Source organism: Streptomyces sp. NBC_00996 (assembly GCF_045162675.1).
Lineage (GTDB): Bacteria > Actinomycetota > Actinomycetes > Streptomycetales > Streptomycetaceae > Streptomyces.
Genome location: NZ_CP108723.1, coordinates 2,316,415 through 2,336,266 on the forward strand (window position 1 = coordinate 2,316,415; position 19,852 = coordinate 2,336,266).

Here is a 19,852-nt window from a genome sequence, read left to right on the forward strand (position 1 = left end):
GACTTACCGGGTGAGCCACTTCACCTCGTACGCCCGCATCTCGAACCGCTTGCCGTCCACCTTGGCGCTGATCGAGCGGTCCAGGGTGTTGACCACGAGGGCGACCTTGTCGGTGGCGAGGACGCGGACGTTGGGCACGTCGTCGGCGGCGACGGACACGGTCTCGTACTTGGTCCCGGGCGGGGACTCCTTGCCGAAGCGGGACACCAGGTCGTACATGGGGAGTGTCTTCCCGCCGTCGGCGCCGTCGGTCGGCGTCCAAAGGCAGCCCGCGCAGTCGGCGCCCTTCTCCGTCTCCGGGTTCCAGTAGAAGCCGGAGGAGGCGCCGCCCTTGACCATCGCGATCATTCCGGCGGCCTGTACGGCGGCGCGGTGGATCTCGGACCAGCCCTTGCGGTCGTCGTTGCCGTCGGCCGGTTCGACGTAGTACTCGGCCCACCACAGCGGCAGGTCGTGCGTCTGCTCACGCACCCACTTCCCGACGGCCGTGAGCTTGTCCGTGGCGGCGAACTCATTGGGCAGCATGTCGTCGTCGTTGGTGTAGCTGGAGCCGTCCACGACGACGAAGTCGGCGCCCGCCTTGTTCTTGTTCCAGTAGTCGAACGCGTCGAGGACGCGCTGGTCCATGGCGCCCCAGGTGCCCTTCACGGTGGTGGACGCGTTGTCCGTCTGGCGCGGGTCGAAGCTGTCCATGACCAGGTAGGGGCCGCCCACCATGATGTCCTTGTCGACCTTCTTCAGCGCCTTGTAGACCAGGTTGTAGAGCTCGGTGTAGCCCTCGTAGTCCCAGCGGGCCTTGCCGTCGTTCCAGAAGCCCTTGAACTCGTTCCAGACGATGAAGTGCCGTACGTCGGGATAGCGCTCGGCGACGGTCGCGGCGAGCGCGGCGAAGTCCTTGTAGTGGGCGCGGTCCGGGGCGGTCTCCAGGGCTGCCTGGCTCCAGTCGGTGACGCCGGACTTGCCGCCCTTCATCCAGTCCGGGGAGCAGCACAGGGTGACGATCGGGGTGCCGCCGGACTTGCGGATGAAGTCGATACGGCGGTCCATCTCGGAGAAGTCGTAACGCCCCTCGGACGGCTCGGGGTTGCTCGCGCCCCAGCCCATGATGTGCTGGTTCTGCGGCAGCGACTGCTTCTCCAGCAGCCCCTCGACGCGCTCGGTGGCGTCGGCGGCGCCCTCGTCGGCGCTGAACTGGGTGTGGGTGAAACCCCAGCCCACCTCCGGCCGCGGCGTTTCGGGCGGGGTGACCGGTGTGCCGTGCACCTTGTCCCCGTCGCGGGTCGTGCCCGCGGCGCTCCCGCCGTCTCCCGGCAGGGTGTTGAGCAGGGTCACGACCAGGGCCAGAGCGGCCGCACCGACACCGAGCAGCGCGGTGAGCCGCCACCGTCCTGCCCCCGAATTCCACCCATGACGTCCCATCATGGGCAACAGTAACGGTGGGGATCGGCCGTAGGACAGATCCCGTAACACCACAGCCCTGTAACAGGACGGAGGGGATACACCGGAAGCAATGGACGACAGCCGACACACGTGACGCACCGCGGAAACCGGGTGCACGGGGCGCCCGCGTGACGGATCATGGCGGCATGTCTGCGAACCCACACGACGCTCTGCCGATCCGGCTCAACGTCGACGACAGCGACTCACCGTCGGACGTCGTCGACGCGCTGTTCCTCGGCCGCTTCGCGACGGGCGAGCAGCCGCACTCGCACGCGGCGAACATCGACCGCGTACGGTCCGGAGCGACCCTGCTCCCGCCGGGCGCGCGCGTGCTGCGCTCCGCCCGCGACGACGACCGTAGCGCGACCCTCGCCGAGGGCGACGGCTGGACCCTCCTGGTGTCCCGCTGGAACCGCGGCGCCGACGTCACGGTGACCGCCACCAGCGAGGAGCTGGCGGAGAAGGTACTGAACCAGGCGACGGACGGCGCGGCGGACGAGCCGGAGCCGCAGCCGGAGAACGTGACGATGGGGTTCTGGTACGTGTCACCGCGCCGGGGCCCGCACCGCACGACACGCCAGATCTCGGCGGGTACGTGGGAAGAGGTCCGCCCCAACTACACGGCGCCGGTGGCGGACGCGATGGACCGCCTGATGAAGACGACGCCGGAGGACATCGCGGGCCGTCTGCTGCTGTTGCACGGGCCGCCGGGCACCGGCAAGACCTCCGCGCTGCGCACACTCGCCCGCTCATGGCGCGACTGGTGCCAGGTCGACTGCGTCCTGGATCCCGAGCGGCTCTTCTCCGACGTCGGCTATCTCATGGACATCGCGATCGGCGAGGAGGACGGCACGGGCAAGGGCCGCTGGCGGCTGCTCCTCCTGGAGGACTGCGACGAGCTGATCCGCGGCGAGGCCAAGCACACCGCGGGTCAGGCGCTCTCGCGCCTGCTCAACCTCACGGACGGGCTGCTGGGCCAGGGGCGCAATGTGCTGGTGGGCGTCACCACCAACGAGGACCTGGAGCGCCTCCACCCGGCCGTCGTCCGCCCCGGCCGCTGCCTGGCCCGCATCGAGGTCGGCCCGCTGACCCGCCGCGAGGCGGTGAACTGGCTGGGCACCGAGGAGGGCGTCTCACGCGAGGGCGCGACCTTGGCGGAGCTGTACGCGCTGCGCCGGGGGACGACTCCTACGTCGGTACCGGACCAGCGCGAGGGTGCGGACGCGGGGCTGTATCTGTAGCTCCCGCGTCCGATCTGTAGCGCCGCATCCGCCCGCCTCCGGTGCTTTGATGGAGGTATGACCCTGTACGTCGGCACGTCGGGGTGGCAGTACAAGGACTGGCGCGGGGTCCTCTACCCGGATCGGCTGCCCCTGCGGCTCTGGCTGGAGGAATACGCGGCGCGGTTCGCGACGGTCGAGCTCAACAACGCCTTCTACCGGCTGCCGTCGCGGCAGAACTTCGAGGGCTGGCGCGAGCGCACTCCCCCGGACTTCGTCGTCGCCGTCAAGGCGAGCCGCTATCTGACCCATATCAAGCGGCTGCGGGACCCGGCGGAGCCGGTGCACCGCCTGATGACCCACGCGGCCGGCCTGGGCGACCGGCTCGGCCCGGTCCTGCTCCAGCTCCCGCCCACGCTGCGCGCCGACCCCGCGCTCCTCGACGACTGCCTCGCCCAATTCCCGTCCGGCACGCGGATCGCGGTCGAACCGCGCCACGACTCCTGGTGGACGCCCGAGGTGCGCGAGGTGCTGGAGTCACGGGGCGCCGCCCTCTGCTGGGCCGACGTCCTGGCCCGCCCGGTGACCCCCCTGTGGCGGACCACCGACTGGGGCTACATCCGCTTCCACCAGGGCCGCGCCCTGCGGTGGCCGCATTACGGCCGGCAGTCCCTGACGACCTGGATACAGCGCATCGCGCACACCTGGCCGGACGACCACGACGTGTACGTGTACTTCAACAACGATCCGCACGCGGCGGCCGTCCAGGACGCGGTGATGTTCGCCCGGGCGGCGAGGGCAGCAGGCCTGACGGTGACCCGCACGCCGGGCCACATGCCGGCGTCGTGAGGCGACGCCACCCCTTTACTCGCCGCGGCTCCCCTTTCCGCCTTCTTCCCGGCTTTCGGGCCTTCCGGCCTTCCGGCCTTCCGGCTTTCCGGCTTTCCGGCTTTCCGGCTTTCCGGCTTTCCAGTCTTCGGGCCTTCCAGCCTTCGGGCCTTCCAGCCTTCGGGCCTTCCAGCCTTCGGGCCTTCCAGCCTTCGGGCCTTCCAGCCTTCCAGCCTTCCAGCCTTCCAGCCTTCTCCGCCTGGACGGCGCGGCGCTCCGGCACGGCGGCGTACTCGGCGGTGCCGAAATCGGCTCAGCCGCGGCGGCGACATCCCCCTATCCCCCGTAAGCCGCCCGCAGGGCATCCCGTACGGCGTCGAGCGCGGCCGACTCGGTGAGGCCGAGGCGACGCGCCCGGTCGGCGTAGGCCTGCGCGGCGGTCGCGGCCTCGCGTGACGCGGCGTCGCCGGCGGCGGCCACGAACGTTCCGTTGCGCCCCCGCGTCTCGATCACCCCGTCCGCCTCCAGGGCCCGGTACGCCTTGGCGACGGTGTTGGCCGCGAGGCCGAGCGACTCGGCCAGGCCGCGCACCGTGGGCAGCTTGTAGCCGACCGGCAGTGCGCCGGACCGGGCCTGCTCGGAAATCTGGGCGCGCACCTGCTCGTACGGCGCGGCCCCCTCAGCGATGTGGATCTTCAGGGTCACGCAGCGATTGTCCCGTACCCGCCGGAAAATGAGAGGCATCCGCACACGACCCACGCGTAGCGTGCGGCTCCATGACCGTGATCGTTCGCGAACTGCGCCGCGGGGACCGGGCGGACGCCGAGGCCTTCGCCCGCATCCGTCACCAGGCCCTCCCGTTCATGCTCTTCACGCCCGAGTCCATCGCCTACGACCTGGAGCACGCTCACCCCGACTCCCACTACCAGCCGCTGCTGGCCGAGGAGGACGGTGAGCCCATCGGCACGGCACAGGTGGGCGTCGTGTACGACAGCCCGGAGCCCGGCCAGGCGTACGTCAATGCCTATGTGCACCCCGAGCGGACGGGCCGCGGCGCGGGCGCGCTGCTGGTGCGCGCGGCCGAGGAGCTGCTGAGTGCCCTGGACGCGACCAGGCTGCACGCCTGGGTCCTGGACGAGCCCGGGAACCGCGCCTTCGCGGAGAAGCGCGGCTACCGCTCCGCCCGCTCCGCGCACTTCCTCCGCCTCGACCTGGCGAACGGCACCCTGCCACCCCTCCAGTCGCCGCCGCCCGGCGTGGAGCTGCGCACCGCCGCGGACTTCGCCGACGATCCGCGACCGGTGTTCCGCCTGGACGCGGAGACGCTGCGGGACGAACCGAGCGACGTAGACCGGGAGTTCACGGACTACGAGGCCTGGCTGACGGAGATCTGGCGCCACCCCTTGTTCAGCCCCGAGCTGACCTCGGTCGCCGTGGTCGACGGCCGCCCCGCCGCGTTCAGCGCGGCCCGCACCGACGGCGGCACCCGCTACGGCACGGTGATGACGGGCACCGCGCGCGCCTTCCGGGGCCGCGGCCTCGCCAAGCTCGCCAAGAACGCCTCCCTGCACCACGCCCGTTCCGCCGGCCTCACGGAGGCATTCACGGGCAACGACTCCGGAAACGGACCGATGCTGGCGATCAACAAGTGGTTCGGATACGAGATCTGCGCGACGGAGGTGAAGTATGTCCGCGACCTCCCCTGACACCCCTGCCTCGCTGGAGGTCGTCCTTGTCAAGTACGGCCGCACGAAGATCAGTTACCCCGCCGAGCTGCTCGCCGACGACGGCACTCGGGTCACCGTGCGCGCGCCGTGGGCGGGCGACGGCGTACGCGACTTCGGCTTCGTACGGTTCGAACAGGGCGATGTCTTCACCGAGTACTACTGGCGGGACCGGTGGTACTCGGTGAAGGAGGTCCGTGACAGCCGGGGCGTGCTGAAGGGCTGGTACTGCGACATCACCCGCCCGGCCACCGTCCGTGGCGGCGAGCTGGTCGTCGAGGATCTCGACCTGGACCTGTGGCGCTCGGCCGACGGCAGCACCGTACTCCGGCTGGACGAGGACGAGTTCGCGGCGAGCGGCCTGGCGACCACCGATCCGCGGGCCGCGACCGCCGCCGAGAACGCCCTGGACGAACTCGAACGGCTGGCCCGCGAGGGCGACTTCGAGGCGTTGCTGGCCGAGTACACCTAGGCCTGCCGTCCTCTCACTCGACGGTGGCCACCACCGCGTACCGCTCGTCCTCGACCTCGCGGCCCCACAGCCGCGCGTCGTCCGACAGCGGCTCCACGCGGAGGTGGCTCACCAGAGGGTCGAGGAGGGCGGTCAGCCGGTCGGCCGGTATGCCGACCGGGCTCACGGTCCCCCAGACGCCCTCGACCAGGACGAGTCGCCCTCCTGGGCGGAGCAGCCCGCGCCAGTGCCGCAGGACGCGCTCGGGGTCCGGCAGCGCCCACAGCACATGGCGGCACAGCAGCACGTCGAACCGCTGCTCGCCGACGGGCGGCGCCACCGCATCACCGACGAGGAACACCGCGTCACGGCCGGCCAGCTTCGCGCGCGCGAGGTCGACCATGCGCGGCGAACTGTCGACTCCGGTGACCCGGTGCCCCCGCTCGGACGCGAGCAGTGACAGACTGCCGGTGCCGCAGCCCGCGTCGAGGACGTCGGCCGGGCGCTCCGGCAGCCACGCCCGCAGCCGGGCCGCCCAGGCCTCCCTTACGACCGGGTCGCGCAGGCCGTGGTCCGGCTCCTTGTCGAATGTGACGGACTCCGCGTCCCAGTCGACGCCCGCCCCCGGATTCATGTCACTGTTACTCGTCATGCGCCCCAGGGTGACACCCGCCACTGACAGTCGATTCGTGACAGCCGCCACAGACAGATCCCGACCGATGAGGAACTCTCCCGGAAAGGGTCTACCTCCGTACACAGCGGAACCCGGTAGGCCCAAGGAGGCAGCCATGCGCCGTGTGACCGTGCAGAAGCCCCTGAGGAAGTCGGACTCCCGCCGTGTGCGGGACGAGGCCGACGAGCGCCCGGCCGAGCGCCCGGAGGTCCGAAAGGACATCGCACGCACGTGGTGGCCGGACGGCTGAGCCGCCACGAGGACCAGACCGGCGCCAGAACCGGAACCGTCAGACCAGCCGCTTGCGATAGTGGATCCGGTCGTACGGACCGTCGACGCGCCGCTCGACCACCTCGTACCCGTATCTCGGGTAGATCTTCTGGTTCTCCCACATCAGCGCGTTCGTCAGAAGCCTGATCTCGGGCAGTCCGAGCTCACGCGTGCGTGCGTCCACGAAGTGCAGCAGCCGACGCCCGTGCCATGGGCGTCGGGGTGGACGGCGATGATGTCGAGGTACAGGTGATCCTCGCGCTCCTCGACCACCACGAGCCCCGTCACCGGCTCCCCCGTCAGGAACACCTGCCCCGCGGCCACGTTCGCCGCGTGATCCGCCTCCATGGGCGCCGGAACCAGCCCGATGCGCGCGATGTAGGGATGGAACGCCGCGTCGATCACGGCCCTCACGACCGGCACATCGGCGGCGACGGCCGACCGGATCTCCTCGTCTGTCATGCCGCGAACGCTACCTACCTGATCGCCGTCCCAGCACTCCCTCAAGGGCTCCGTAAGAGCCCCTCTGACCTGCAGAAGCTTTTCTCGCAGGTCAGGGCAGGGCCGGTCGGGCTCTTCTCTGCATCGGGAGCCGAACAGGGAGCCACGGCACGTGAATCAGACTGCTTCCGGGGCTCTCCGCCCAACGCATCGTCATCGTCTCCGAAGATGCCGTCCATCGCTTGGGTCTTCGTGTCGCCGTGCCGGCGCATGGAGCGCCACACGTCCACGTGCGGCTTTTCCTTCCCGAGCGTCCACACCCGCACGAGCCTGGCGGAGAACCAGTTCCTACCGGTGCTCGGGGTTTTCGTAGTCGCGGCGACAGCCGGCGTCCCACGCGGTGCGCTGGTTGCCGTATGCGGGGATGCCACCGAGATCCTTCAACGCCCGGGCCAGGTGCAGCAGATTCCAGGTCATGAAGGTGGTGTTGCGGTTGGTGAAGTCGTTTTCCGGGCCGCCCGAGCCGGGGTCGAGGTATGAGGGGCCGGGGCCCGCCGCGCCGATCCATCCGGCGTCCGCCTGGGGAGGGATGGTGTACCCCAGGTGCTGCAGGCTGTAGAGGACGTTCATGGCGCAGTGCTTGACGCCGTCCTCGTTGCCGGTGATCAGGCATCCGCCGACGCGGCCGTAATAGGCGTACTGTCCGGCTTCGTTGAGCAGGCTGGAGCAGGAGTAGAGACGTTCGATCACCTGCTTCATCACGGAGCTGTTGTCGCCCAGCCAGATGGGGCCGGCCAGTACGAGGATGTCGGCCGCCAGGACCTGCTGGTAGAGGTCCGGCCAGGCGTCCGTCTCCCAGCCGTGCTCCGTCATGTCGGGCCACACACCGGTGGCGATGTCGTTGTCCACCGCCCGTACGACATCGACGTGCACTCCCTGCGCGTCCATGACGGCGATGCTGCGGTCGATCAGTCCCTGGGTGTTGCTCGTCTCCGGCGAGCGCTTGAGGGTGCAGTTGATCACCAGAGCACGCAGGTCGTCGTACCGGGCCGGCGGTACATCGGTGGCAGGCGCCGAAGCGGTCACACGGTCCTCCCAAAGGTCTGCCGCCGCACGGCGCGGCGGCGCGTCCACATCTGGATCAAGCGTGCGGGCCGACCGCGGCAGGCGCCACCGCTACGCCTCCGAACAGCCGCGGCGTCGCTTGCGGCGCGTGGGCTCAGGCGCGGGTCGGTACCCGTCACCGGCCACCCCGGTCGGCGGCTGATCAGTGGCCGGGGCAGGCGGACATCCCTACTTTCGTCTCATGGGCACCCAAGGCGCGGCCGAGTCGCGGAACACAACTGCAGTGGCGGACGTCGCGCACCTGTTGGTGCGCTGTCTGCGGGCCGAGGGCGTGGAGTACGTCTTCGGGATTCCCGGTGAGGAGAACATCCGCTTCGTTGACGCGCTGAACGGCTCCGGGATCCGGTACGTCCTGGTACGCCACGAACAGGCCGCCTCGTTCATGGCGGAGATCTACGGGCGGCTGACCGGCCGGGCCGGAGTGTGCTCGGCCACGCTGGGGCCCGGCGCGATCAATCTGCTGCTCGGTACTGCGGACGCCATGACCAACAGCGCGCCGATGGTGGCCCTGGCCGCGCAGGGGTCGCTGCGCCGTGTCCACAAGGAGTCGCACCAAGTCATTGATCTGGTGTCGATGTTCGCTCCCGTCACCCAGTGGGCGGCCCAGATCGCGTGTCCGGACGCGGTGCCGGAGATGACGCGCAAGGCGTTCAAGACCGCGCAGAGCGAGCGCCCCGGCGCCGTGTTCCTGGCGGTGCCGGAGGACATCGAAGCAGAGCGTCCTGCCGAGCCGCCGGCACCCTTGCAGGTCGACGCGGTGCGCGCCGATGCACCGTCGCCCTCCCAGATCGCGCGGGCCGTCGAGGTGCTCGCGGCCGCCCAGCACCCTGTCGTGCTGGCAGGCCACGGTGCCGCCAGAGCCGGGGCCTCTGCGGCCCTGGTGCGGTTCGCCGAGCGGCTGAACATCCCGGTCGCGACCACGTTCCACGGCAAGGGCGTCTTCCCCGACGATCACCCGAACGCGCTCGGCGCGGTCGGCTTCATGCGCCACGACTACGGCAACTTCGGCTTCGACGCGGCCGACGTGCTGATCTGCGTGGGCTACGAGATCCAGGAGTTCGACCCAGTCAAGATCAACCCGAACGGCGACAAGCAGATCATTCACGTGCACCGCTGCCCCGCCGAGGTGGACGCCCACTACCCGGTCGCAGTGGGCGTCAAAGGTGACCCCGCCCAGGCGCTGGACACACTCGCGGCGGCGCTGCCCGAAGGACTCACCTACGACCTGGGAAGCAGCGCGAAGATCCGTACGCTGCTCGACGAAGAACTCCAGTACGGAGGCGACAACGACGCGTTCCCTCTGGTGCCACAGCGCGTGGTGACCGATGTCCGCACCGCGCTGGACCGCCACGACATCGTGCTCGCGGACACCGGCGCCGGAAAAATGTGGATGGCCCGCCTCTACCCGACCTACGAACCGGATACCTGCCTGGTCTCCAACGGCCTGTCCACCATGGGCTTCGCACTGCCGGGCGCGATCGCCGCCAAGCTCGCCCGGCCGGACCGACGAGTCCTGGCGATGATGGGCGACGGCTCGTTCCTGATGAACTCCCAGGAACTGGAGACCGCCGTCCGTGAACGCGTCCCGCTGGTCGCCCTCGTCCTGGTGGACGAAGAATACGGCTTGATCACCTGGAAGATGGAACTCGAACTCGGTCGCCACAGCCATACCCGGTTCACCAACCCGGACCTGGTCGCCTACGCCGAAAGCTTCGGCGCACGCGGCTATGCGATCGAGGCCGCCGACCAACTGCTGCCCGTGCTGCGCCGCGCCCTGGACGACGACACGGTTTCCGTGATCGCCTGCCCCGTCGACTACTCCGAGAATCTGCGTCTGACCGACAGACTGGGCAGTCTCCACGGCCCGTTCTGACCTCGCGGGCCGTGCTGTGGGCGGAGCACCGGCCTCTCGATCCTCGCTGACTCGGCCTGTGCCGTCGCGTCGGCGTGATTCTGGCCCGGCGGTGAACCGCACCATGGCCAATGGAGCGAGGGCAGTGATCAGGACAACCAGTTGGACTGGATATCCGCGGTTTGTCAGCGACCGTCAACAGAGTGAAGGTCCAGCTCAGCTGCGGCCACCCCGGCGAAACGGCGATGAGCGGCCGGGACTGAAGGCCCCGCCTCAGATGAGGGGAAGGCTGAAGCCGATGGCGACTCAGATGGGTGATGCACCTCGACGACGATGCGCTGTTGTACCGCAGCCAGTCTCCCCCTCTGCCCCGCTGCCTGCCGCCTCTCGGCCGCCTCGCCGAGAGCCGTTCCGGGAGCCAACCGTGGTGTCCCGCGGCGGACGGACGTGGACGGTCACGGACGGTTCGCCGCTCGCCCGCAGGTGAGGTAGGGCGCTTCAACCGCCCTTCCTGAGCCCCCAGTTAGCCCCGCCTTAACAGCGTCATAAGGATCTCCGTCACCCGCCTCCCGCAGGCGATTCCACGGATTCTTGGGGCTAGCTTGCTGATCGCCCCCCACGGGTTCGCCGCATGCCCGAAGGACCGTTTTCGAGGAGTTCCCCCATGTCTGCTCGCCGCAAGGTCGCCGCCGTCGCCGTCGGCATCGCCCCGCTCGCCCTGACCGCGCTGGGCGCCGCGCCCGCGTCCGCGCACGGCACGATGGGTGACCCGGTCAGCCGGGTGTCCCAGTGTTATGCGGAGGGCCCCGAGAGCCCCGGGTCGGACGCCTGCAAGGCGGCCGTCGCGGCGGGTGGCACGCAGGCGCTCTACGACTGGAACGGGATCCGGATCGGCGACGCGAACGGGCGGCACCAGGCGCTGATACCGGACGGCAAGCTGTGCAGCGCGAACAACGACGAGTTCAAGGGGCTCGACCTGGCGCGTGCCGACTGGCCGACGACCGGCGTGAGCAGCGGCTCGTACACCTTCAAGTACCGGGTGACGGCCCCGCACAAGGGCACGTTCAAGGTGTACATCACCAAGGCGGGTTACGACCCCTCCCAGCCGCTCGCCTGGGACGACCTGGACCTCGAGCACCCGGTCGCGACGACCACCGACCCGGTCGCCTCGGGCGGCTTCTACACCTTCTCCGGAACGCTCCCGGAGCGCTCGGGCAAGCAGCTCCTGTACGCGATCTGGCAGCGCTCGGACAGCCCGGAGGCGTTCTACTCCTGCTCGGACGTGGCCTTCGGCGGAAGCGGCAACACCGGCAGCGGTGGTACCGGGAGCAGTTCCTCCCCCGCCCCGACCGCCTCCGCGCCCTCCGAGGAGCAGATCGAGGACGGTGCCGACAAGTCGACCGTCGAGCACCACGGTCACGGTGACAACGACGCCAGTACGTCGGCGGAGCCGACGACTGCGGCGAGTACCGCGAGTGCCGCCGCGGCCGGCACGGACACGGCGAACCAGCCGAAGGCGGACGGTTCCTCGCAGAACCTCGCCGAGACCGGCGGCGACTCCTCCACGTCGTACATCGCGATCGGCGGGGCGACCGCCCTGGCGCTCGGTGCCGCGGCGCTGTTCGCCTCGGTCCGGCGGCGCGCGATGTCGAGCGGCCGCCACGGCCGCTAGTGCCGCGTCAGCCGAGGTTCGCCCCGTCGCGACGCCCGGCACGCTCCCCCACTGCCTCAAGGGCGTGGGAGGTGCCCCCACTCGCCGCACCGGCCGAAGGCCCAAGTACGTCCAGTACGAGGACTTCCGGCCGGCACTCCCCCAGCCTTCGGCCGGGGGGACCCCCAGAGCACGCACCGGACGCCGCTCCTTGACGGGCAAACCTTGGCTGACGCGGCACCAGGCCCTGTCGGCGCGGGACTCCGGGGTCTGTCCGGCGGCTCAGGCCGGACAGACCCCGGCGGCGTGCTCAGCTGAACACGGACGCACAGGTGGTCGCGGTGCCGTGCGACGGATCGAGGGCGTTGGCCACCTCGTGAAACGCGATCCGGTCGAGGAGACCGATCGCCACGTGCTCGGAGAGGTCGACCGAGCACAGGTTCTGCAGCAGGACGTTGTGCACGTCGGAGCCGGTGAGGAACTGGGAGTCGTACGGCGTGGCCACCTCGTCGTACTTGGTGGCGATGACCGTGTAGTGGACGCCGGCGACGGTGTCACCGCCGGCGTTGAGCTTGGCCAGGAACGCGGATCCGGCGACCTGGTCCGCGAGTCCGGGAGTGGCCGCCGAGAGCAGGTCCTCGGCGCCCGGGAAGTACGGCAGCAGGTTGGCGAGACCGCTGAGGGTGGTGCCGTGGTTGTCGGGCGCGATACCGACGAGCGCGTTCACCTTGGCGGCTCCGCCGAGGAACTTGAGGTAGTAGCGGGGCATCATGCCGCCCTGCGAGTGACCGACGAGGTCGGCCTTGGTCGCGCCGGTTGCGGCGAGCACCTTGTCGACGAATGTCTGGAGCTGTTCGGCCGACTTGTCGATGGGGCCGAGGCCGTTGAAGAGCGGGACGCCCGGCAGTTGCCCGTAGTCGAGGGAGTAGACGCAGTATCCGCGGTCGACCAGGTAGGGCGCGAGGGCCAGCCAGTTGTCGACGGAGTTCCCGAAGGTGCCGTGGACGAGGACGACGGGGCGGGGGTGGGTGGCGGACGGCTTGCAGGAGTAGTTGTTCCAGCCACGGCTGGGGGCGGAGTCCGCCCGGGCGGTGGCGGCGGGGACGACTGCGACGGCGGCGGTCAGGAGCAGCGCGGTCAGGGGTCTGAGCACTCGCTTCCAGGGCAGCATCGGGTGATCTCCTTGCGGCTCAAGGGAGTTGCGACGACGTACGCCCTGTGATCCGGATCACGAGGATGCTGTTCACTCGTCAAGTTACGGGTGAGTAGCTCAGGTGTGAAGTTACGCGTCAGTAAAAACTTCCAGTGGTAACCAGGGCGGTGAGCGCAGCCACTGAACCGTCACCAGGCGGGCCTGATGGGACCGTAGGGCGCGATGCGCACCAAACGGTCGTGCAACGCGCGCATTTCACCCTCCCCGAGTAGTCCACTCCACCCCCGCACGACATCGGCGGCCGCCTCCTCCGCCGCGCGCGTGCAGGCCCAGCCGCGCTCGGTCAGCACGATCAGCCGGGCGCGCGCGTCGTCCGGATGCGGGCGCCGCTCGACGAACCCCTTGCGGACGAGCTCCTCGACGAGCTGACTCGCCGCCTGCTTGGTGACCCCGAGATGGGCGGCGAGGTCGGTGACCGTCGCACCGTCCGGGGCGAGCCGCGTGAACGCGAAACCGTGCGCGGGCCGCAGCCCCTCGAACCCCCGGGCGACCACGCCCTCGTGAATACGTTGCGTCAGCTCACCAGCGACGGCGAGCAGCGCGGCGGACAGGGCCATGGCCTCGGAGTTCTGCACGCATGCATTGAAACACCCTTGACGAATTGGTCAAGCGGCTTGACCATAGGGAGCGCAGGCACAGTCAAGTAGCTTGACCATCTCTTCTTGTCCATCCACCTCCCCGGAGGCACCCGTGCCCGTCATCCGTCCGTCCGAAGCCGTTGTCCACGAGATCCACGGAGCCCGTTTCATCTCGCACGCCACTCCCCTGAGCGGCAGCAAGGAGCTGTGCGCCTGGCGCGGCGAGATACCCGCGGGAACCAAGGCCCCCGTCCACACCGTCAACCGCGAGGAGATCTTCCATCTCCTCGCCGGAGAACTGCTGATCACCCTCGACGGCCGCACCGAGCGGATCGTCGCGGGCGACACGGTGATCATCAACCCGGGCGCCACGCTGGGCGTCGAGAACCCGACCGGGGAAACCGCGATCTCCTGGGTCACCACATCCATCGGCCTCCAGGCGGCACTGGCCGACGGCTCGGTCCTCACTCCGCCGTGGGCGAACTAGGGGCCCTACGGGGTTTTCGCCCCCTCCGCCCCTACCCGTCCCGTGCCTGGGGACTGCGCCCCAGACCCCCCTGAAAGATCGCGCAGTTCCCCGCGCCCCCAAAAAGGGCGCGGGGAACTGCGCGACAAGCCCCCACCGGTAGGGCCGCCTCATGCCCGTCACGCCGCCAATGCCCCCGGCCCGATCACATGGGGGCCGAACTTCGCCCGGGCCCTGTCCGCGACCTCCTCGATGCGGCGGACCTTCTCGTCCACCGGGTCGAAGGTGAGCTGGTAGGAGGCTTGTTCGGCGGGGGTCAGGCCCTCGGCGCGCAGGGCGATCGCGCGGACTCGGGCGCGCTGCAGGCCGAGTGCCTCGTACATGCGGTACGCGGTGTCGGTGAGCGTCGACGAGTGGGCGGTGGGCTCCTTGAGGGTACGGCTGCGGGTGGTCGTGGAGCGGTCGGCGTAGCGGACGGTGAGGGTCAGCGTGCGGCAGACCTTCTCCAGGGCGCGCAGCCGGGTGCCCAGTTCCTCAGCGGCCGAGAGCAGGGCGCGGCGGTGCGGGGACGGGTCCAACTCGTCATGGGAGAAGGGGCGTTCGGTGGCGAGGGAGCGTGAGGTGGCGTTCGGGACCACCCTGCCTCGGTCGATGCCGGACGCCCTCTCGTGCAGCTCGCGGCCCGTCCGGGCGCCGGTGAGGCGCTGCAGTGTGGACAGGGGTGCGGCGGCGACCTTGCCAATGATGTCGAGGCCGTACTCGCACAGGGTGCGGGCGGTGGCGCCGCCGACTCCGGGCAGCGCGGCGACGGGCCGCTCGGCGAGGAACTCCGCGACGGCGTCCGGCTCTTCGGGCACCACGCGGGTCACCCCGGGCGCGGCGTCCCGCAGGGCCATCCGCGCGAGCATCGGCCCCGGCCCGGCGCCGATCACACAGTCGATCCCGTGCAGCGCGAGCGCCCGCACCCGGATCAGCGAGGCGAACTCCACGGCACCGCGCCCGAAGTACCGTTCGGCGCCACGCAGATCCAGCAGCGCGCCGTCGGGCGGCAGCGCCTCGATGACGGGGGTGAACTCCTCAAGAAGCGCGAGGAGTTGAGGCAACGCCGCTTCGTGCATCGAAGGCAGCTGGAAACGTACGCAGAGGATGGTCATCCCGCACTCCCCGGACTCTGGTGCCACAACTTCTTTCCCCCCGCGGGCCCTTCGCCCGCGGGACGCAGATCGGCCCAGGGGTGCATCTCGTACCCCGTGGACATGCGGATCTTCCGGCCCTCAGCCGGATCGCCGTCACCGGGCTTCTCCGGCACGGGCTCCGCCAGCCGCGCCGCCACCACGTCGAGGCCGCCCTCGGCACGCAGTTCGACCAGCTCGGCGAGGTTCCAGGCCGCCGCTCCCACCACGCTGAGGCTGCGTGGGCCCCGGCGCTGCACCACCCCGCGCACCAGCAGCAGCCAGGAGTGGAAGACGGTGTGGGCGCAGGCGTCGTGCGAGTCGTCGAAGAAAGCGAGGTCGACCAGGCCGGTGCCGTCGTCCAGGGTGGTGAAGATGACGCGTTTGCCGGAACGGATCGGCGGGGTCTGGGTGGCCGCCTTGGCGCCCGCGACCAAAACCGTCTCACCGTGCCGCGCCTCGCGCAGCCTGCGCGCCGTGACCACCCCCAACTCCCCCAGGAACTCCCGGTGGTCATCCATCAGATTGCGCGAGGCATCCATGGAGAGCACGCCCAGCTCGGCGCTGAGCCGCTCCGCCGAGGAGAGGTCGGGCAGCCCGGCAGAGGCGGTCTTCCGCCCCCCGGCCAGGGGGAGTTGCCCCCCGCCCGCACCCCGGGAACCCCGGTACAGCTCGGTCAGGTGCAGTTGCAGATCACGGCGGTTGGCGCCGAAGGAATCCAGCGCACCGACCTGCGCGAGCCGCTGTGCGAGCGGCCGGCTCGGCCGGGCCCGCTCCCAGAAGTCGAGCAGCGAGGCGTACGGCTGCCCGTCCGCGATCCGCGCGGCCTCGGCCGCACGGATGCCGTGCACGTCGGAGAGCGCCAAGCGCACTCCCCACACCCCGGATTCAGACACCAGTTCGATACGGTGGGCGACCGCCGACCGGTTCACGTCCAACGGCAGGATCGGCACCCCCCGCCGCCGCGCGTCCGCGAGCAGCAGCCGCTTCGGGTACATCCCGGGGTCGTGTGTGAGCAACCCCGCGTAGAAAGCCGCTGGGTGATGGGCCTTCAGCCACGCCGACTGGTACGTGGGCACGGCGAAGGCCACCGCGTGCGCCTTGCAGAAGCCGTACGACCCGAAGGCCTCGACGATCTCCCAGGTACGCGCGACGGTCTCGGCGTCGTACCCCTTCGCCGCCGCGTGCTGGGCGAACCAGAAGCGGATCCGCCCCTGCGACTCGGGGTCGGAGAGCCCGCGGCGCACCCGGTCCGCCTCGTCGCGTCCGCAGCCGGTCATGATGTCGACGATGTCGATGATCTGCTCGTGGAAGACGACGACTCCGTACGTCTCCCTCAGCGGCTTCTCCAGGTCCGGGTGCGGATAGCGGATCGGCGCCCGCCCGTGCCGTGCCTCGATGAACGGCCGCACCATGTCGGCGGCGACCGGCCCGGGGCGGAAGAGCGAGATGTCGACGACGAGGTCGTGGAAGGTCGCGGGCTGAAGCCGCCCGACCAGGTCCCGCTGGCCCGGCGACTCGATCTGGAAGCAGCCCAACGTCTCGGTGGACTGGATGAGCCGATACGTCGCCGGGTCGCCCGGCGGTACCGCGTCGACGTCCGGCCGTTCCCCCGTGGCCCGCTCCACCTCGGCCACCGCGTGCGCCATCGCGGACTGCATCCGCACGCCCAGGACGTCGAGCTTGAGCAGCCCGAGGTCCTCGACGTCCTCCTTGTCGAACTGCGACATGGGGAAGCCCTCGCCGCTGGTCGGCATGACCGGCGTACGGGCGAGCAGGGAGGCGTCGGAGAGCAGCACCCCGCACGGGTGCATGGCAATTCCGCGCGGGAGCGCGTCGAGGGCCTCGACCAGCTCCCACAGCCTGCCGTACCGCTCCCCTTCCCGTTCGAACTCCCTTGCCAACTCCCGCAGTTCGGGCAGCTCGTCCATCGCCGCCCGGGCGTCGCGGGCGCGGATGTGCGGGAAGGACTTGGCGATCCGGTCGATGTCGGCGGGGTCCATGGAGAGGGCGGCGCCCACATCGCGGATGGCGTGCCGCACCCGGTAGGTCTCGGGCATCGAGACGGTCGCGACCCGCTCGGTGCCGAACCGGCCGATGATCGCGCGGTAGACCTCCAGGCGGCGCGCGGACTCCACGTCGATGTCGATGTCGGGCAGCACCGAGCGGCGCTTGGACAGGAAGCGTTCCATCAGGAGCCCGTGCTCGACGGGGTCGGCGTGGGCGATGCCGAGGAGGTGGTTGACGAGGGAGCCCGCACCGGAGCCGCGCGCGGCGACCCGGATGCCCATCCTCCGTACGTCGTCCACCACTTGAGCGACCGTCAGGAAGTAGGAGGCGAAGTTGTGGTGGGCGATGATGTCCAGCTCTCGGTGCATCCGCTCCCAGTAGGCACGCCGGCCGGCATAGCCGCGCAGCACCATCCCCGCCGCCGCCCGGGAGGCCAGGGCACGCTGGGCGGTGCGGCGGCCGGCGCCGACCAGGTGCGGTTCGGGGAAGTGGACGGTGCCGATGCCGAGGTCGTCCTCGGGGTCGACGAGGCACTCGGCGGCGGTGGCCTGCGTCTGTTCGAGCAGGCGGTACGCGGCACTGCGGCGATAGCCCGCGGACTCGACGATCCGCTCGGCGGCACCGATCATGGCGGCCTCGCCCTTGAGCCAGGCCTCGCCGGAGTCCAGCTCGCGCCGGGGGTCGACGGGGACGAGACGGCGGGCGGCGTCCAGGACGTCGGCGACCGGGCCCGTGCCGGGGTCGGCATACCGCACGGCGTTGCTGAGCACCGGCCGCACCCGCTGCTCGGCGGCGAAGCCGACGGTGCGGGCGGCAAGGCGCAAGGAGCCGGATCCCGTACCCGTGCGGCCGTGCCACACCGCTTCCAGGCGCAGGGCGTCGCCATAGATCTCCCGCCAGGGCGCGAGCAGCTTCGCGGCCCGGTCGGGGCGCCCGGCGGCGAGCGCGCGGCCGACGTCGGAGGCGGGGCCGAGCAGGACGGTCAGGCCTTCGGCGTGGTTGTCCGACCAGGGCAGCAGTGGCTGGCCCGCGTCTCCCGCATGGACCGCCGTAACGATTCTGCAGAGGTCGGCCCAGCCCGCCGCGCCATCCCGGGCCAGGTAGGTCACGCGGGGTGTCGACTCGTCAATGAAGGCACCGCCACGCACCGGAGTGCGGCGCCACTCCCCCCGTACGGGTTCCCCGACCGCCACCTCCGCGCCGAACAGCGGACGGATGCCCGCCTTCGCGCAGGCCTTGGCGAACCGGACGGCGCCCGCGAGGGAGTCCCGGTCGGTGAGGGCGAGGGAGTCCATGCCCCGCTCGGAGGCGCGCTCGGCCAGCCGCTCCGGGTGCGAGGCCCCGTACCGCAGGGAGAACCCGGAGGCGGTGTGCAGATGCGTGAACCCTGGCACTCGCACCTCCCGCACCCATGGGCTCCGACAGGCCCTCGAACATCTGTTCCCAACTACCTCACCCCCACCATAGACCAATTCTCGAACTCTTGTGCGACATCCGTTCGAGCCCGCCCCACCTGCGCAAACACCGGGCGCGGGGCGTCGGCCTGCCCCGCGCCCCGCACACACCAAAGCCCCGCCCCCGCACAAGGCGGGAACGGGGCTCCGTCGAAGGGTGCCTGCCGTCAGCCGATCTGGGCGCCGAACGTCGAGAGCGCCTCGGTGACCGGCTGGAAGAAGGTCTCGCCGCCCGAGGTGCAGTCGCCGCTGCCGCCGGAGGTGAGGCCGATCGCGGTGTCGCCGTCGAACAGCGAGCCGCCGCTGTCACCGGGCTCGGCGCAGACGTCGGTCTGGATGAGTCCATTGACGATGTCGCCGTTGCCGTAGTTCACGGTGGCGTCCAGGCCGGTGACCGTGCCGCTGTGCACGTGGGTCGTCGAACCGCTGCGGGTCACCTTCTCGCCGACGGTCGCGTCGCCCGCCTTGGTGATGGGCTGCGCGGAGCCGTTGTAGAGGTCGACCTCGCTCGGGTGGTCGACGCTCCCGGTGTACTTGACCAGGCCGAAGTCGTTGTCCGGGAAGCTGGACTGCTCGTTCGTGCCGATCTGGTTGCCGCTGGAGTCCGACCAGGTGGAGATCGCCTCGGTGCAGTGCCCGGCGGTGATGAAGTACGGCTGCCCGCCCTTGACCACGTTGAAGCCGAGCGAGCAGCGCCCGCCGGAGCCGCTGATGGCGTCGCCGCCCGCGATGAAGGGCTTGAACTCCCCCTTCGTGCGCTGGAGTTCGGCCTTGGCGCCGAGACCGTCGATGACCTTGGTCAGCTTCTCCAGAGCGGCGCCCTTGACCGTACGGTCCGCGGTGACGACGACCTTGTTGGTCGCCGGGTCGGTCGCCCAGGACGTGCCGGGGATGGTCGCGTCCTCCTTGAGCGTGGTACGGGCGCCCTTCAGCTCGGCGAGGGAGTTCTCGACGATTCTGGCCTTGGCGCCGGCCGCCGCGACGGTCTTGGCCGCGCTCTCGTCGAGCACGTTGACGACGAGGTGCTGGGACTTCGCGTCGTAATACGTTCCCGCCGCGTCGGCACCCAGGTCCTTGCCGAGCGTCGAGGCGAGCTTTCCGGCCGCCGCGACCGAGAGTGTGTGCGGCGCGGAAGCCTTGGGCGCCTCACTCGCGTTCGCAGTCTGGAAGGTGACTCCGGCGGCGACGAGTGCGGCGATGCCCGCACCCGTCATGACGGCACGCCGCTTGGGTATGCGTCGATGCTTCAACTCACGTCCTCCTGTGGGGGGGTCGGTCGCGGAG

Annotated in this window: 17 protein-coding genes and 1 pseudogene; 8 read left to right on the forward strand and 10 right to left on the reverse strand. The window is 70.4% G+C overall.

Annotated elements, in window-relative coordinates; all coding sequences use genetic code 11:
- Positions 1-3: 3 nt before the first annotated feature.
- Positions 4-1,419, reverse strand: a complete 1,416-nt coding sequence (locus OG390_RS11035; RefSeq protein WP_406177606.1) for a GH39 family glycosyl hydrolase — start codon at positions 1,417-1,419, stop codon at positions 4-6.
- Positions 1,420-1,586: 167 nt separating this feature from the next.
- On the opposite strand from OG390_RS11035, the gene OG390_RS11040 reads away from it, so the two are divergent.
- Positions 1,587-2,681 carry a DUF5925 domain-containing protein gene (locus OG390_RS11040; protein ID WP_406167069.1) on the forward strand — a complete coding sequence of 365 codons (1,095 nt, stop codon included), beginning with the start codon at positions 1,587-1,589 and terminating at the stop codon, positions 2,679-2,681.
- 57 nt (positions 2,682-2,738) lie between these two features.
- Positions 2,739-3,509, forward strand: coding sequence for a DUF72 domain-containing protein (locus OG390_RS11045; protein WP_406167070.1), 771 nt, complete (start codon positions 2,739-2,741; stop codon positions 3,507-3,509).
- Positions 3,510-3,824: 315 nt separating this feature from the next.
- Here the strand turns inward: OG390_RS11045 and OG390_RS11050 are convergent, their stop codons facing one another.
- Positions 3,825-4,193 carry a GntR family transcriptional regulator gene (locus tag OG390_RS11050; RefSeq protein WP_369245504.1) on the reverse strand — a complete coding sequence of 123 codons (369 nt, stop codon included), beginning with the start codon at positions 4,191-4,193 and terminating at the stop codon, positions 3,825-3,827.
- A 71-nt stretch (positions 4,194-4,264) separates the two neighbouring features.
- Between OG390_RS11050 and OG390_RS11055 the strand changes: the two genes are divergently transcribed.
- Positions 4,265-5,194, forward strand: coding sequence for a GNAT family N-acetyltransferase (locus OG390_RS11055; protein ID WP_406167072.1), 930 nt, complete (start codon positions 4,265-4,267; stop codon positions 5,192-5,194).
- Entirely contained in the window at positions 5,175-5,684 is a 510-nt protein-coding gene (locus OG390_RS11060) for a DUF402 domain-containing protein (RefSeq protein ID WP_406167074.1), read from the forward strand. The genes OG390_RS11055 and OG390_RS11060 overlap by 20 nt, the downstream gene beginning before the upstream one ends.
- A gap of 13 nt (positions 5,685-5,697) precedes the next feature.
- Here the strand turns inward: OG390_RS11060 and OG390_RS11065 are convergent, their stop codons facing one another.
- A complete protein-coding gene (locus OG390_RS11065; RefSeq protein ID WP_406167076.1) occupies positions 5,698-6,315 on the reverse strand; it encodes a class I SAM-dependent methyltransferase in 618 nt (205 codons plus the stop codon).
- A 136-nt stretch (positions 6,316-6,451) separates the two neighbouring features.
- On the opposite strand from OG390_RS11065, the gene OG390_RS11070 reads away from it, so the two are divergent.
- Positions 6,452-6,586, forward strand: a complete 135-nt coding sequence (locus OG390_RS11070) for a hypothetical protein (protein ID WP_356140129.1) — start codon at positions 6,452-6,454, stop codon at positions 6,584-6,586.
- A 39-nt stretch (positions 6,587-6,625) separates the two neighbouring features.
- Here OG390_RS11070 and OG390_RS11075 read toward each other — a convergent pair.
- Positions 6,626-7,068, reverse strand: a pseudogene (locus OG390_RS11075) (GNAT family N-acetyltransferase).
- Positions 7,069-7,395: 327 nt separating this feature from the next.
- Positions 7,396-8,133, reverse strand: coding sequence for a flavodoxin family protein (locus OG390_RS11080; RefSeq protein WP_406167078.1), 738 nt, complete (start codon positions 8,131-8,133; stop codon positions 7,396-7,398).
- A 220-nt stretch (positions 8,134-8,353) separates the two neighbouring features.
- Between OG390_RS11080 and OG390_RS11085 the strand changes: the two genes are divergently transcribed.
- Together OG390_RS11085 and OG390_RS11090 are read left to right on the forward strand one after the other, a co-directional pair.
- Positions 8,354-10,045 (forward strand): acetolactate synthase large subunit, encoded by a 1,692-nt coding sequence (locus tag OG390_RS11085; protein WP_406167080.1) that lies wholly within the window; start codon positions 8,354-8,356, stop codon positions 10,043-10,045.
- A 643-nt stretch (positions 10,046-10,688) separates the two neighbouring features.
- The gene (locus OG390_RS11090; protein ID WP_406167082.1) at positions 10,689-11,696 is read left to right on the forward strand and encodes a lytic polysaccharide monooxygenase; all 1,008 of its coding nucleotides are present in this window, start codon (positions 10,689-10,691) and stop codon (positions 11,694-11,696) included.
- Between the two features lie 289 nt (positions 11,697-11,985).
- On the opposite strand, the gene OG390_RS11095 is transcribed toward OG390_RS11090, so the two are convergent.
- Positions 11,986-12,846, reverse strand: coding sequence for an esterase/lipase family protein (locus OG390_RS11095; RefSeq protein WP_406167084.1), 861 nt, complete (start codon positions 12,844-12,846; stop codon positions 11,986-11,988).
- A 170-nt stretch (positions 12,847-13,016) separates the two neighbouring features.
- On the reverse strand, positions 13,017-13,463 hold the full coding sequence (locus tag OG390_RS11100; RefSeq protein WP_406167086.1) for a MarR family winged helix-turn-helix transcriptional regulator: 447 nt from the start codon (positions 13,461-13,463) through the stop codon (positions 13,017-13,019).
- Positions 13,464-13,578: 115 nt separating this feature from the next.
- Between OG390_RS11100 and OG390_RS11105 the strand changes: the two genes are divergently transcribed.
- Positions 13,579-13,953 carry a cupin domain-containing protein gene (locus OG390_RS11105; RefSeq protein ID WP_406167088.1) on the forward strand — a complete coding sequence of 125 codons (375 nt, stop codon included), beginning with the start codon at positions 13,579-13,581 and terminating at the stop codon, positions 13,951-13,953.
- 158 nt (positions 13,954-14,111) lie between these two features.
- Here the strand turns inward: OG390_RS11105 and OG390_RS11110 are convergent, their stop codons facing one another.
- The 3 genes from OG390_RS11110 to OG390_RS11120 form a co-directional block, all read right to left on the reverse strand.
- On the reverse strand, positions 14,112-15,086 hold the full coding sequence (locus OG390_RS11110; protein WP_406167090.1) for a DNA polymerase thumb domain-containing protein: 975 nt from the start codon (positions 15,084-15,086) through the stop codon (positions 14,112-14,114).
- A complete protein-coding gene (locus OG390_RS11115; protein WP_406167092.1) occupies positions 15,083-18,508 on the reverse strand; it encodes a DNA polymerase III subunit alpha in 3,426 nt (1,141 codons plus the stop codon). The genes OG390_RS11110 and OG390_RS11115 overlap by 4 nt, the downstream gene beginning before the upstream one ends.
- Before the next feature lie 227 nt (positions 18,509-18,735).
- A complete protein-coding gene (locus OG390_RS11120; protein ID WP_406167094.1) occupies positions 18,736-19,818 on the reverse strand; it encodes a S1 family peptidase in 1,083 nt (360 codons plus the stop codon).
- Between the last annotated feature and the right edge of the window lie 34 nt (positions 19,819-19,852).

What these genes read in the sequence shown, in the direction of transcription:
- OG390_RS11035 (WP_406177606.1), bottom strand. Translation starts at nt 1,419, where the DNA reads ATGGGACGTCATGGGTGGAATTCGGGGGCAGGACGGTGGCGGCTCACC.
- OG390_RS11040 (WP_406167069.1), top strand. Translation starts at nt 1,587, where the DNA reads ATGTCTGCGAACCCACACGACGCTCTGCCGATCCGGCTCAACGTCGAC.
- OG390_RS11045 (WP_406167070.1), top strand. Translation starts at nt 2,739, where the DNA reads ATGACCCTGTACGTCGGCACGTCGGGGTGGCAGTACAAGGACTGGCGC.
- OG390_RS11055 (WP_406167072.1), top strand. Translation starts at nt 4,265, where the DNA reads ATGACCGTGATCGTTCGCGAACTGCGCCGCGGGGACCGGGCGGACGCC.
- OG390_RS11060 (WP_406167074.1), top strand. Translation starts at nt 5,175, where the DNA reads ATGTCCGCGACCTCCCCTGACACCCCTGCCTCGCTGGAGGTCGTCCTT.
- OG390_RS11065 (WP_406167076.1), bottom strand. Translation starts at nt 6,315, where the DNA reads ATGACGAGTAACAGTGACATGAATCCGGGGGCGGGCGTCGACTGGGAC.
- OG390_RS11070 (WP_356140129.1), top strand. Translation starts at nt 6,452, where the DNA reads ATGCGCCGTGTGACCGTGCAGAAGCCCCTGAGGAAGTCGGACTCCCGC.
- OG390_RS11085 (WP_406167080.1), top strand. Translation starts at nt 8,354, where the DNA reads ATGGGCACCCAAGGCGCGGCCGAGTCGCGGAACACAACTGCAGTGGCG.
- OG390_RS11090 (WP_406167082.1), top strand. Translation starts at nt 10,689, where the DNA reads ATGTCTGCTCGCCGCAAGGTCGCCGCCGTCGCCGTCGGCATCGCCCCG.
- OG390_RS11095 (WP_406167084.1), bottom strand. Translation starts at nt 12,846, where the DNA reads ATGCTGCCCTGGAAGCGAGTGCTCAGACCCCTGACCGCGCTGCTCCTG.
- OG390_RS11110 (WP_406167090.1), bottom strand. Translation starts at nt 15,086, where the DNA reads ATGACCATCCTCTGCGTACGTTTCCAGCTGCCTTCGATGCACGAAGCG.